At 43.1% G+C, this 13,607-nt stretch carries 16 protein-coding genes; 14 read left to right on the top strand and 2 right to left on the bottom strand.

What is annotated here, in order from left to right; all coding sequences use genetic code 11:
* Window positions 1-62 precede the first annotated feature (62 nt).
* The 13 genes from NI465_RS03255 (at window position 63) to NI465_RS03195 (ending at window position 11,333) form a co-directional block, all read left to right on the top strand.
* On the top strand, window positions 63-284 hold the full coding sequence (locus tag NI465_RS03255) for a hypothetical protein (RefSeq protein ID WP_180086435.1): 222 nt from the start codon (window positions 63-65) through the stop codon (window positions 282-284).
* Between the two features lie 113 nt (window positions 285-397).
* On the top strand, window positions 398-661 hold the full coding sequence (locus NI465_RS03250; RefSeq protein WP_253144292.1) for a hypothetical protein: 264 nt from the start codon (window positions 398-400) through the stop codon (window positions 659-661).
* Window positions 662-1,184: 523 nt separating this feature from the next.
* Entirely contained in the window at window positions 1,185-1,433 is a 249-nt protein-coding gene (locus tag NI465_RS03245) for a DUF6868 family protein (protein WP_004645921.1), read from the top strand.
* A gap of 122 nt (window positions 1,434-1,555) precedes the next feature.
* Window positions 1,556-2,269, top strand: a complete 714-nt coding sequence (locus tag NI465_RS03240; RefSeq protein ID WP_004645919.1) for an SIMPL domain-containing protein — start codon at window positions 1,556-1,558, stop codon at window positions 2,267-2,269.
* Between the two features lie 80 nt (window positions 2,270-2,349).
* Window positions 2,350-3,015 carry a pseudouridine synthase gene (locus NI465_RS03235; RefSeq protein ID WP_004645918.1) on the top strand — a complete coding sequence of 222 codons (666 nt, stop codon included), beginning with the start codon at window positions 2,350-2,352 and terminating at the stop codon, window positions 3,013-3,015.
* Between the two features lie 585 nt (window positions 3,016-3,600).
* Entirely contained in the window at window positions 3,601-4,533 is a 933-nt protein-coding gene (locus tag NI465_RS03230; protein ID WP_253144290.1) for an SNIPE associated domain-containing protein, read from the top strand.
* 261 nt (window positions 4,534-4,794) lie between these two features.
* Window positions 4,795-5,184, top strand: a complete 390-nt coding sequence (locus tag NI465_RS03225; RefSeq protein WP_180038991.1) for a ribonuclease E inhibitor RraB — start codon at window positions 4,795-4,797, stop codon at window positions 5,182-5,184.
* Window positions 5,185-5,435: 251 nt separating this feature from the next.
* Complete coding sequence (locus NI465_RS03220; protein ID WP_253144288.1) at window positions 5,436-5,882, top strand: SRPBCC domain-containing protein; 447 nt, start codon at window positions 5,436-5,438, stop codon at window positions 5,880-5,882.
* 124 nt (window positions 5,883-6,006) lie between these two features.
* A complete protein-coding gene (locus NI465_RS03215; RefSeq protein ID WP_064097130.1) occupies window positions 6,007-6,345 on the top strand; it encodes a zinc ribbon domain-containing protein YjdM in 339 nt (112 codons plus the stop codon).
* A gap of 136 nt (window positions 6,346-6,481) precedes the next feature.
* Window positions 6,482-6,844, top strand: a complete 363-nt coding sequence (locus NI465_RS03210) for a 5-carboxymethyl-2-hydroxymuconate Delta-isomerase (protein WP_253144329.1) — start codon at window positions 6,482-6,484, stop codon at window positions 6,842-6,844.
* Between the two features lie 429 nt (window positions 6,845-7,273).
* A complete protein-coding gene (locus tag NI465_RS03205) occupies window positions 7,274-7,714 on the top strand; it encodes a YybH family protein (protein ID WP_005252710.1) in 441 nt (146 codons plus the stop codon).
* 121 nt (window positions 7,715-7,835) lie between these two features.
* Window positions 7,836-10,274: an AI-2E family transporter gene (locus tag NI465_RS03200; protein ID WP_253144286.1), complete on the top strand. Its 2,439-nt coding sequence runs from the start codon at window positions 7,836-7,838 to the stop codon at window positions 10,272-10,274.
* Between the two features lie 3 nt (window positions 10,275-10,277).
* The gene (locus tag NI465_RS03195) at window positions 10,278-11,333 is read left to right on the top strand and encodes a DUF1176 domain-containing protein (RefSeq protein WP_253144283.1); all 1,056 of its coding nucleotides are present in this window, start codon (window positions 10,278-10,280) and stop codon (window positions 11,331-11,333) included.
* A 74-nt stretch (window positions 11,334-11,407) separates the two neighbouring features.
* Here NI465_RS03195 and NI465_RS03190 read toward each other — a convergent pair whose 3' ends face one another.
* Window positions 11,408-12,175 carry a hydroxymethylpyrimidine/phosphomethylpyrimidine kinase gene (locus tag NI465_RS03190; protein ID WP_035342333.1) on the bottom strand — a complete coding sequence of 256 codons (768 nt, stop codon included), beginning with the start codon at window positions 12,173-12,175 and terminating at the stop codon, window positions 11,408-11,410.
* A gap of 98 nt (window positions 12,176-12,273) precedes the next feature.
* Between NI465_RS03190 and NI465_RS03185 the strand changes: the two genes are divergently transcribed.
* The gene (locus NI465_RS03185) at window positions 12,274-12,921 is read left to right on the top strand and encodes an HAD family hydrolase (protein WP_253144281.1); all 648 of its coding nucleotides are present in this window, start codon (window positions 12,274-12,276) and stop codon (window positions 12,919-12,921) included.
* A 148-nt stretch (window positions 12,922-13,069) separates the two neighbouring features.
* Here the strand turns inward: NI465_RS03185 and NI465_RS03180 are convergent, their stop codons facing one another.
* A complete protein-coding gene (locus NI465_RS03180) occupies window positions 13,070-13,585 on the bottom strand; it encodes a hypothetical protein (protein ID WP_354270206.1) in 516 nt (171 codons plus the stop codon).
* Window positions 13,586-13,607 lie beyond the last annotated feature (22 nt).

The following is a 13,607-nucleotide window of genomic DNA, read 5'->3' as shown; positions in this document are numbered from 1 at the left end:
TGAAAATTAACCAATAAAACCCCATATAAAAGCTTAGATTCACAGTATTTAGGGCTGCTCAATTGCAATATTATCTTGATCTTAATCACGACTCAGGTGTCGCCAATTACGAGATTGGTAATGAGTTTATTCGTGTGCAATTTAAGAAAACCTCGAAAGTCTATACTTACAGCTATAGTAGTGCCGGTTATCAGCATGTCGAGAACATGAAACAGCTTGCCCGATATGGCGATGGGCTAAATGCCTATATTAACCAGCATACCCGTCAGCTCTTTGTACACTAGAACTGGTCTGCTTCTTGCTTCAATCCAAGTCTGAGTCGGCAAATATTTAATAACAGCTAAATATCTGCCTTGAAATAGTGCATATGTACATATTGGAAAGAGGGTAAGCGCATATGGAAATCAGAGAGTACGCACCAGAATCAGGCAAATTAAGCAAAAAAGCCCATTTTTATTCCGCATGGCCATTAATTCTGATCCTGTTTGGGGGCGTAATTGGCTTGCTCTACGGCGTGATGGCTTATTTGGTGAATCTGAAAATCTATAATTCTGAACTGACGAGACTCAATAAGGTTCTGGCCAATCTGCTCTGCGGGATGTCAGCGATCAGTATCTGGTGGTTTAATGCACAATGGATTCAGGCTGCTTTGTTTCAATAAATAGTCCTCATGTCTTGAAGATAAATTGCAATAAAGTCCATTTTTATCGAAGAAAAAAGCGTAAAAATTGAAGGATAGGGTTTATTTTCCTTAAATTGGATTAATAATGAAATAAATTTTCAAAAATTCTAAAAATTAAAAAAACATAGGAAATTAATCCCGCCCATCTTTGCCTAATATAGCTCTCAAGGGTGTGATGGGATCGGAAAGAGTAGCATGCTGTGAGCGGCGCAAAACGCGAGTGCAGTACGAACCCAAAAGGTCTCGATTCGGCTTAGGACGCTATAGACCAAAAGTTTATAGGCTATAAGATCAGGTCTTACAAAGAATGATAGTTGAAGTAAACCATTGCGAGTTTTCCCAACACCCTAAAAAATTCTCTAGCAATACATGCAGAATAAAAAATAAATATAAATCATAAGTTTAATAAAACTATTTATCCAAGCAAGATACAAATCAATCCTTCATTTCTCAAGATGATCTGTTATTTTAAAAACATCAGCTGCCCCCTAGGGGAATCCTCATGAATCTCGATATCTGGTGTCGTTTTTTACTGTTTTGCACACTCATTAATTATGTCATTCTCATGATCTGGTTCATGGTCTTTGTCTTTGCCCGAAACTGGATGAAGCAGGTGCATGGAAAATGGTTTCGGCTGTCAGACACCAGTTTTGATGTGATTCATTATTCGGGTATGGCGGTGTATAAAATTGGCATTCTGCTGTTTAACCTGACACCGTTAATTGCAATCTATCTGATGAATCAAGGCTAAGTGCGGTGTTGTGATTAAATCTTCGTGTGATAAAAATAAGATCAAATTAGTATCATTTTATCGCTACTTGATAGCGTGGCAGGATCAATAAGAATGAAAAAAGATTTCAAAGGAGTTGAAGGATGAATCAATTCAAACCGGCCCTGATTTTAGGTGCCTTGATTTGCTTAGGGATGATTATTGCCGGATGGATTCTGGGTAATAGCGCGCTGAAAATTAAACAATATGAACGTATAGTTTCGGTCAAAGGCTTGTCGGAACGCGAAGTCAAAGCCGATGTGGCGGTATGGCCGATCCGCTTTAATGCCGGCAATCAGGATCTGGCCGAGTTGTATGACACCATGCAAAGCAATACCCAGGAAATTCAGACTTTTCTAAAAAATGAAGGCTTTAGTGCGGAAGAGATCACCAGCGCCTCACCCAGTATTACCGATAAATACGCGCAGCAATATGGTGGTGATGCCAATGTCGCACTGCGCTATACCGCCAGCCAGACCATTACCGTCTATACCCACAACATCGATACAGTACGCAAAGCGCAAAGCCGTTTGGTGGTTTTGGGCAGAAAAGGCATTGCCTTTGCTGGAGATGATTCTGGACAAAGAACGGAATATTTGTTTACCAAGCTGAATGACATCAAGCCGGCAATGATTGAACAAGCCACCGAAAATGCCCGCAGTGTGGCAGAAAAATTTGCTGCCGATTCAAAGAGCAGTCTGGGCAAAATCAAGTCCGCCAATCAGGGACTGTTTAGTATTGAAGATCGTGACAGCAATACACCCTATTTGAAGAAAGTCCGCGTGGTCTCGACAGTCGATTATTATCTGGCAGATTAATCTATCTGGCTGTGCGCAGTGATTGACAGGCTAAATCCCGCTTGTTATTTTGCGCGCATTGCCCCAGATGCTACACCTACATGCCGATTAACCTCGACTTTATTTATTGCCCACCGCAAGAGCCGTTGCAGATTGTTTATGAAGATGATGATCTGCTGGTGATTGAAAAGCCGGCCGGATTATTGTCGGTGCCGGGGCGTTTACCTGAACATCATGACAGCGCTTATTTACGGGTTTTAGATCAGTATCCGCAGGCTAAAATTACCCATCGTCTGGATATGGCCACCTCGGGTATCTTGATGTTTGCCAAACACCGCGATGCAGAAGTGGCGGTGAGTAAAATGTTTCAGGCGCGCACCGTGCATAAAAATTATGTTGCACTGGTACAAGGCAAACTTGAAGGACAGGGCAGCGTCGAAGTACCTCTGATAACTGACTGGGAAAACCGTCCGCGTCAAATGGTGCATTATGAACTGGGCAAAGCCGCCAAAACCTTATATCAGGCAATAGAATATCTACCCCAGCAAGACATTAGCCGAGTGTTACTGACACCTATTACCGGCCGTTCCCATCAGCTACGCGTGCATATGCTGCATCTGGGTCATCCCATTACTGGTGATAAAATTTATCATCCTGAACCCCAGCGCAGTCCTTTGAATCGTATGGCCTTGCATGCCAGTTATCTGGCCTTTATCCAGCCTTTGAGTGGTATCCCGGTCGAAATTAAGACAGCCATACCGTTCTAATTTGATTCTGCTTAATAATCAGAGCCAGCTGGACACATGCTTTTTAAGCTCATAAATATGATGAGGATCAAGCTCTTAAACTGGGCAATCCGAATAAAAAAGTGTGAGAATTTATTTCGATAACAGCGTGGAAATGAGTGGCTTTATAAGCATGTTCAAATGAAATTTTCTACTGATCCATTGCCTGATCGGCTGTTACTGCAGAATATAAATTTTAATGTTCGGTTTATCTCTTGACGATAAGCCTAGAGATTTTTTATTCTTTTATCTCCCGCTATAGGCCTGATGCCTTTATTTTTATGATTTTTTAACCTTCCTTTCATTATTTTTAAACTTTCAAATTATATCCTTTGATATAAAAAATATCGTAAGTTGTTTCAGAATGGATTTGTCTTGAGCTGGAAAGTAGTCAGTCATACATGACTTGCACATAAAAATTTTGTAGAAAAATAAAATGAATGAATGACTTAGTATTGATCAACGGCTTTGATTATCTGGCCGAAGTGATGCAAAATTAATCATGACTTTATAATAAATTTTTAATTTGATGGTTTAGGGCGCTGCCCGGGGTTAAAGGAAAGAACGATGCTCAGTATGGCTCTCTTCGTTCTCGCGAGTATTTTAATATGTGCATTGCTATGGAGCTTAAAGGTACAGGCTTCATTACGCAGCAATATCCAGTTTTTACAGGAAAACCTGGATCATTCCCGCAGCAAATTGGCAGATTATGAAACTCAAGTCGATGAATTGAATTATGAAATCACCCAATTGCGGCTACAGAATGGCAGTTTAAACATTGCGCTGAATAAATATAAAAAATATCAGGATATCTGGGATATCGAGCAATATATTATTAACCGGACTTTGCAGGCCGAAAACTTTGTTGAAGCGACCAAGCTGGATGCTTCGATCATGATCGATGATCTCAAAGCCTATATCACAAGAGTAAAAGATTATCTTGCCCAGTTTCAGGCGCAGGTCGTGGCCGAGGTTGAGCAGGAGGCCCGACAAAGTTTGCACGGTTATTATGAACAGGCCAAACAACAGCATCGCTTGCAAGAGGTATTGAGTGCTTTAGAGCATAAAATACAGGCCAAGCGCTTCGGTTTGCAACTTCCCGCAACACAGGTTTTACAGCAGCTGATTGACGGTTATAGTGAAACGGATGCGGTTCGGCATTTATGCAATGTCCGTGACAGAATTCAGCAGGCTGTAGAAAAACAGCAGGTGGCGAGCTGTAATTATGTCGACGACAATCGCCGTCGAAGTACTATTGAAATCCTGAGTCTGGCTTTCAACTGTAAGGCAGATTTATATCTCACTCAATTAAGCACAGAAAATCTGGGCGAGATGCTTCAAGCCTTAAAGGATGATTATGTCTTGCTGAATTATACCGGGCAGGCACTGAGTCAGGCGATGATTCAAGAATCCTATCTTGATCTGCGTTTAGAGGAGCTCAAGTTTGCTGCACTGGTGTTGCAATTGAAACAAGATCATCTGCATCCATACATCGCTTAGATCATGACACTCATAGGTCTAGAAGATTTTTACCAGAGTATTCTGAATGCCATAAGTTGGTTTAGATCCTGATATTTTTCAGGATTTTTGGCCTTGAGGAATCTTGAATATATTGATCCCCTTATTTATTTTTATATTTATAAAAATCATATGTTTATTTATGGTTAAAAGATAATATTTTTTGTCTGTATCTCGATAATTGTACAAAAATCAGCTAATCTTAAATGCAGAATAAAACAGCATCATAATAAGGATACTTCTATGTCACGTGATTACAATCAATTCCCTGACGATGAAAATGGCAATGTACTGTGGCAAATGCATCAGGATGGCGACGACTTGCAAGAAGCGCACGAAATTGAATTTTCCATTGCCTTTGCGGATGAAGCGCAGGCAGATCGTTGTGCCTTGCATCTATTAAAAGAAGAGCAAAAAATCAGCCTGTTTCAGGACGAAGAAAGCGATACCCTGGAATGGATTATCACGATTTATGTGTATATGGAGCCTGCCTACGAAGATATCGTGGATCTGGAACAATGGTTCAGCAAAATCGCTGCACAATTTCAGGGCGAATATGATGGCTGGGGTTGCATGGCCTATGTCTATGATGATGAGCTGGATGACGAAGAGAGCGGCCTGCGTAGTAGCTGAGCATGCTTGTATTTAAAGCATTTAAAATAAGAGACCCGGTGCTGCCGGGTTTTTTTATTGCTCTATTTAATTGCTATACGAAGATTTGAGCTTAAGTATAGATACATACTCATTATATATAGCCAGCTCAAAACTGGATAAAATAACTCAGATGAGTACTTAACTCAGGCTGATGATGCTGAGGATTTAGTTACAACAAATGCAGGGAATATCCCGCAATAAAAAATAATAAGAACAAAGGACAAGAAAAAATGAGTTACACCTTAAAAATGCATCGTGTGTTTAGCGCACCACCGGAGCGGGTGTATCGTGCCTTTGTGTATCCGGATGCACTGGCCAAATGGCTGGCACCACATGGCTTTATTGCCAAAGTAGAACATGCAGAAGTTAAACCCGGCGGCAGCTATAAAACCACCTTTACCAATTTTTCTACCGGGACCCAGCATCATTTTCATGGTGTTTATCATGAGGTCATTCCCAATCAGTTGCTGCGCTATACCGATCAGTTTTCTACCCCCGAATTGCAGGGTGAAATAGAGGTCACGATCATCTTTGAAAAAGTGTCAATCGGTACCGGTTTACACATTATTCAGGTGGGTTATCCGGATGTGGTGCCGCCAGCGGTATGTCATTTGAGTTGGCAGGAATCACTGCAACTCCTGTCTTTGCTGGTTAATCCGCAGATTTCAGACAATTAATTCCTTGGATCTCCTGTGTTGGTTTCATCCCAATGTCCTCTCCATCAGCGCGCCTGACAAAGATGCTATACTGTGCGCTTATTTGTTTCATTTATTTTATTTTTCTCTTTTTTTCGAGGTTCTTATGGGTCTGCCAAACTGTCCGAAATGTCAATCTGAATATACCTATGCAGATGGCGATCTACTGATCTGTCCAGAATGCGCACACGAGTGGAAAGAAGGTGAAATCACTGAAGAGCAAGTGATCATTAAGGATGCCAATGGCAATGTGCTGGCGGACGGTGATAGCGTAACGGTGATTAAAGACCTGAAAATCAAAGGTTCATCTTCAGTGGTGAAAGTGGGCACCAAGGTAAAAAGTATCCGCTTGCTGCCTGATGCTGCAGATGGGCATGATATCGATTGTAAAATCGAGGGAATCGGCCCGATGAAACTGAAATCAGAATATGTCAAGAAAGCTTAAATTTAGCCCTAGACTAAAATTCTGACGAGAGAATAATACGGTTGATGTATCGTATTATTCTCATTATTACTGAAATTCTGGGCTGATTATTTTCCTGCCGCTCTGATCCTCACGTTTTCGATTTGAGACCACTTTAATACCGCACCTGCATCTGGAATATTCTGACAATCTGCAACATATCGAGATCAAACCTTTATTGGTCGCGATCCATCAGGCACTTTTTAACACCGGCCATGTCACTGATCCCAATGATTTAAAAAGTCGTGCGATTATGCAGCGGGATTATGTGATTGGACTGAATGCTGTTACAGATCAGGCCTATGTGCATGCCAAAGTTTCACTGTTGAGTGGGCGCAGTGTCGAAGTTCGTCAGGCGATTTCCGAATTGGTGCTCGACGTGATGCAGCAATATATTGCGCCACAACCTGAATTAAAAATACAGCTTCGTGTCGAAATCATTGAAATGCCAAAGCAGACTTATCGTAAAGCTGTTATCTGAATGATGGCTTTTATTTGCTGAGATGACATGGATCAAATGCCTTGAAACTTTATCAATGCTATACGAAATTTATAAACAGATCGACTTGGTCTGTAACAGCTCGCTATTTTATTCAGATCTAAAATTATTTCTATTTTTAAATGACGCTTTATGTCATTTACAGGCATGCGATAAAAGTTCTAAAGTAACTTTTAATCGCTGCTGATTTTTGAATCATCCAATCTAGAAACAGCATATTCATCCTGATTAAAATAAAAATAATTTAAAAAATAATCTTCAGGTGAGCTGTATCCAATCCGGCAGTGGGAAGAGCAAAGCGAGAATAACGCTTTAGCATAAGCAAAATAATAAGAACAAAAAGATCAGAAATCCGGTGAGTTGATTGAATCCCAGATTTCAGGTCTGACTTGTCCGGTTGAAGGAAATTTTATGCAGGTTTTTGGGGATGAAAAATTGGCTCAGGAAGTCATGGCATTTCTTCAGGAGTGGGATAATGCCGTAGCCAGACTTGAAATTCAGGATATTGTTCAATTATGCCGACCCGATATCCGTCTGGTCGATGTCAGTATGGAAGTGAAAGGTGTAGAAGCCTATCAGGCACTCTGGCAGCAATATCGGGCATTTATACCGGAAGGCATACGCATCGAACGCCAAGACCTTAATATTCATGTCACTTCTGATCTGGCTGTAGTCGATGGTTATGTACGGGTGAGTTATGCGGTGATTGAACCGATTTTCCAGCTGGGCTGGTGTCGGGTCAGCATGTGCCTGAGCAAGCAGCAGGGCAAATGGCAATTGCTGCATCAACATACTTCAGTCCCTGTGCAACTCGAAACCCGGAAAATGCGCCGGATCAAAAGCGTGAGTTAATCTATTTACCTGAAAAGATTTAAGTGAAATATCTTTGCAAATGATTACAGGAATACCTTTGTAACAAAAATATAGAAAGTCCTAAATTATGTTGAAGGAATAATATTTTAGGACTTTTCAGGTGGATAACAACAAGAACAGTCAAGTAAAACCACGACAGGCCAACCTGCAACAACAGACTGAAGTATTGATGCCGGATCAGTCCGAGCGGCAGCGCACCCAACATGCACTCAGAATGATGGCAGGCTTTGTAATTGCTGCTGTAGTCATGACGGCATTGTATTTTGGCCGTGATATTTTTATTCCGCTGGCTTTGGCCATTCTGCTGGCATTTTTACTTTCTCCTCTAGTTTCTCGCTTAAAGCGCTGGGGCTGTCCCCAATGGGCGGCGATTGGCCTGGTCATGTGCCTGACCTTGTCATTTCTGGGCGGCACTGCAACTTATCTGGGGGTGCAGCTTGGCAAGCTGAGTCAGGAACTGCCGCAATATCAGGACACCATCCAGCAAAAACTGAAAATGCTCGAAAATTATCGTCAGGGACCGAGTATGTGGGACGGTGCGATCCAGACCTTTGACACGGTAGAAAATTCGATAGACACCCAAGAACAGGAAACAGAAGACCCGAATGTGCAGAATGTCAAAGTCGTGGGCCTAGAGCCAACGAGTGAAGAGGCTGCGCTGGACTGGTTGAATAAAATCCTGAATCCGTTGGCGATTATCGGGATTGTGTTCCTGTTTATGGTATTGATTTTATTCAATGGTAAAGACCTGCATGACCGCTTTCTGAAACTCTTGGGTGGTAATCTGAATATCGGCACCGATGCGCTGGATGATGCCGGCAAGAGTATCGGAACCTATTTGCGCATGCAGCTGCTGGTCAATGTCACTTATGGCATTCCCATGGCGATTGGTCTGTTATTGATTGGCGTACCGGCAGCGATCATGTGGGGGCTGGTCGCGGTGGTTATGCGTTTTGTACCCTATGTTGGTCCGATTGTTTCAGCTATTTTCCCGATTACGCTGGCTTTCGCCGTTGATCCGGGCTGGGACATGGTGCTCTGGACTGTGGGCTTGATTCTGGTGCTGGAACTGATCAGCAATAACGTGATTGAACCGTGGCTCTATGGGGAAAGTACCGGCCTGTCTACCTTGGCAATTATTCTGGCTGCTACGTTCTGGACCACCCTCTGGGGACCGGTAGGGCTGATCTTGTCGACGCCTTTGACTGCCTGCCTGCTGGTTTTGTCCAATTATGTACCGGCACTGGGTTTTGTCAAAACCTTGCTTGGCAGTACGCCAGTATTGTCACCCTCCGAACGCTTTTACCAGCGACTGGTGGCTGATGAAGTCAATGATGCAATGCGGGTAGCCAATGATTACATCTGTGCGCAATTACCGAAAAAGCCCAGTGCAGAGGAGGTGGCCCGTCGGGTACAAATGTTCTATGGCGAAGTGGCCATTCCAGCCATTCGGATTTATTCGCAAGGACATGATACCGATGTCACTGCCGAACACCGTTTGCGTCTTTATCAGGGCTTACAGTTCTTTAATCATGCGTTTCAAAAAGCCTATCCGAGTAAATTAAGTACCGAGCAGCCCGAAGTTTATTGTGTCGGTGCGCGTTGGGAAATTGATACCCAAATTTCTGCCATGGTGGCACACGCGCTGAATCTCAAAAATATTGCTGCCCGAAATGATTCGGATGTGCTGATTCAATCGAGTGAATCAGGAAAGGGTATTGCATTACCAGCTTCGATCAAGATTTTATGTGTGTCGATTTTTCATCATGCGCCTGCGGCACAGATCCGGTTGCTGAAATATAGACTGGCACAGCAATATCCTGAGCTGAAAATCATTTTTGCGACTTGGAGCGTGATGCAGCTGGAGCTTCTGGATGAACTGCAACAACGTTTTGAGCTGGCAGCACTGGTCAATAATGTCGATGATCTGATTCTGACTGTCGAAACTTATACCTTGAATGAAGGCGAAAGCTGGTTTGAGAATCTGGAGATCAAGAATGAAAAAGAACGGCAGCAGGCTTTAAATGAGTTGGGATTATTAGATCACCGTCATCAGATCCTTTATAAACAATATATTGAAGAAGCCCGTCAAGCCTTTGACGTTGATTACGCACAAATTTCCTGGCTGAATCAGCACGAAATGTATATTCCAGTCAGTCCTTTTACCCAAGAACCTATTGCAACCCGGAAAATGTGCAAGGATTCAGTTTGCACCCATCTGCTTTATCAGAATGAGCCTTTGGTGATTGAAGACTTGCAGCGTGACCCGCGCTTTCCGCATCTGTCAGAGTTAAGACAGCATCATATCCGTTTCTATGCCGGTGTGCCCTTAAAAGATAAAAATGGAATTGCGCTGGGGAGTCTGTGTCTGCTGGATAAACAACCGAGACAGATGCAGGCCGAAGATATGATTCTGCTTAAGGCTTTGGCACAGGATTTAATGGCGACTTTGAGCAATGAGCGCAAGAAAAAAGATAAACAGAAGCAGATTGAGCAGATGCAGCCTGCTACCTCGGCAAGCGTTTTAAATAAGGACTAAACAATGAAACAAAAATGGATCTACAGCATCAAAACCATGAGTGTCACATTTGGTCTAGCCAGTATCAGCTCATTAAGTCTGGCGGCCATTCAGGGCCTGCATTTTTCACATAAAGACTGGGAAATTGCCTGTGATAATACCGGCACCTGCCGCGCTGCCGGTTATCAATCGGATCAAGATATTGGTCAGCCGGTTTCGGTGCTACTAGAGCGTGCTGCTGGGATAAACAGTAGCATCAAAGCTCAGGTCCAGATTTTACCCTTAGCTGCTGCCACACCTACACGACAGCTTCAATTGCAAATTGCCAGCACACCTTATGGCGTGATTGTTCTGAATCGGGAGGGAATAGGGCAACTCAGTACTGATCAAACGCGAGCCTTGCTGAAAGCTGTACAGGGAACAGCTCCAGTTGTCTTTAAAAATGCGCAATCACGCTGGAACCTGTCGACCGCCGGCGCCAGTGCCGTTTTACTCAAGATGGATGAATTTCAGCATCGGTTCTCTACGACCTCAGCCTTAATCAGGCCGGGGAGAAAATCCAATCAGGCGGTGCTTAAAGCCGCAGGGATACCGAAAATTCAGATACCAAAATATCAGTCAGGCAAAATCGCTCAAGTGAAGCTGAATACGGCAGCCAGTCAGCAGATGATTCGAAAACTGCAAGCCACCACCAACGAGGATCAGTGTGATTTGCTGTTTAGCCAGCGTTTTCTGGATGATGATGTTATGACAATTTATCCCATTAATGCCCAGAATCAGCTGGTTCAGATTCCATGCTGGCGTGGGGCTTATAATATGGGTAGTGGCTTCTGGCTGATGGATCAAAACAAGCAGTTGAAACAGCTGGTAACGACTTCGGGAGAAACATTTAGCCAAGGCCAGATATTTTCCGGGCATAAAGTACGTGGTTTGGGTGATTGTCTGAGTCAGGACGAATGGGCCTGGAATGGCAAGAAATTTGTCAAAAGCTTCAGTAGTCTGACCGTGCAATGCAAAGGCTTTGCTGGCGGTGCCTGGGATTTGCCGACCTATGTAAGCAAAGTCATCCAGGGTAAATAAGGATATCCTCAGAAGAATAGCAGGGAGAAAAAAGCCTGACTCATCCAGGCTTTTTAATTTTAAAACATGTAATCTTAAAAACGCTTTGGAATTCTCTGACCATTTGGAACAGGAATTTCAGCATTTTTTAATACCCCAAATAACCAGGTTTCAGCATGCTGTACCGCGGTTTTCAACTGATCGCCCATAGCCAGACGTCCGGCAATGAAACTGGCCAATGAACAACCAGAGCCATGATATTCACCTGGCAGACGTGGACAGCGAGTTTCGTTGACCAGCTCATCTGCAATATACAGACTGTTCTGAATGTAATCTGGCGTATCTTCATGACCGCCTTTGACCAAAACCGCCTGTGCACCCATTTCAAATAATTTTTGAGTGGCCAGCTTGAGATCCTGCTCACCCGTCAGGGCACGTAGTTCAACCGTATTCGGCGTTAAAATGGTGGCCAATGGAATCAACTGGGTAAATGCTTTGACCAGCGTTTCCTGATTGCCCAGCGAACCGCCACTATTGGCGACCAAAACCGGATCCAGCACATAGAGATAATCTGGATGTGCAGTCAGAAACTCGGCTAGAGCCGCGATATTATCTGTAGTGCCTAACATGCCAGATTTTACGCAACGAATGGGCAGGTCATTTATCACCGCATTGGCCTGTGCCAACAGTAATTCTCTGGAAGTGGCTTTGAAACCAAAAACCTGCTGTGAATTTTGAATGGTGAGGGCTGTGCAGGCAATTGCCGCATGTGCACCACTTTGACCAATGGCTTCAATATCTGCTTGAAGGCCGGCTCCACCTGAAGGGTCTAAACCGGAAAAGCAAAGTACGGTAGGGCGCAAAATGATGTCCTTCATTCACTAAAATTGCATTAGTATAGGCAAATTTGAATGAACTCTCGATATTAATTTATATCGGTGCTGATGAGAGGGGATGGGCGGTGATTAAGAATATTTTAATTGATCTGGATGGGACATTAACTGACCCAAAAGTGGGGATTACGACGTCTGCGCGCTATGGTCTGGAAAAAATTGGCCATCCGATTAGTGACGAGATTAATATCGACTGGATTATTGGTCCGCCCTTAAAAGCCTCACTGGCCAAAATTTTAAATGTTGAAGCCGATCATGTTCTGGCGGAGCAGGCTCTGATGGGTTATCGGGAGCGCTTTGCAGTCAAGGGTCTCTATGAAAATCATGTTTTTGAGGGGGTGACAGAAACGCTGGCAGAACTGAAACGCCGTGGTTATCGCTTGTTTGTCGCCACAGCAAAACCCACGGTGTATGCCAAACAGATTCTGGAACATTTTGATCTGGCCCAGTATTTTACCGACATTTATGGTAGTGAGCTGAATGGCGAGCGAACCAATAAAGCTGAGCTGATTCAGTATATTTTAGAGCAGCAAAAATTACAGGCCGATCAATGCCTGATGGTGGGTGACCGTGAGCATGACATTTTTGGTGCCCGTCAAAATGGTATTGATACTATTGCGGTAAATTATGGTTATGGTAGTCAGGAAGAGTTAGCACTGGCACAGCCTAAATATCAAATAGACCGCTTTAATCAGTTGCTAGATTATTTTAAATAAACCCTAATTTTTGCTTATTTTATTTGAGCTGATTTTTAGAGATATTTTGTCTATAAGCTGCTACATCTATACAGATCAACTCTCTTATTAGATTGTTATCTCAATAAAAATCCCGCAGCGTGCGGGATTTTTGCTCTTACAAGAACATTTAAAGCGTCAAAAACCAGGTCGATGCCAACACCACCATAATGATAATCACCAGTAAAATATTGATGATCGTCATTCGATGTTGGGGTGGAACTCTGGCTTTGGTCAGTGCATTTCCTGCATGGTCAAACAGGATGACATTTTGCACGCTACTTTCATAACCGAGTTCGAGTAACGCGCGCTTTTCAACTTCGGTTAAACCGTCTTCAGGCAGATCCATAATTTGCAGCAGTGCTATAGAGCTAAATAGTTTCTTCATTATTGACGATGGTAACAGCCGTTTCAGCGTCACCGCGGCTGCATCAAAGTCGGCAATAATACTCCGCGGATGGGCATAAGGCACATCGGGTAGCAGAGTATGCGTAATCGTGCCATCTATATTCATCAGCTGCATTTTATCTTTATAGATTTGCACCCATACAGCATCTGGAAATTTCACTAATTGATCTTGCAGCATGGAGAAAGTCTGATTTTGCTGATATTTAGTCATTAAATAATCGATAAACAAATCCCGCATCAAGACGGGATTTGTAAGGTTC

This window comes from Acinetobacter lwoffii (assembly GCF_024129855.1).
GTDB classification, from domain to species: domain Bacteria; phylum Pseudomonadota; class Gammaproteobacteria; order Pseudomonadales; family Moraxellaceae; genus Acinetobacter; species Acinetobacter lwoffii_L.
Note: the sequence above shows the minus strand (reverse complement) of the source record. Positions and strands in the feature narration are given on the sequence as shown.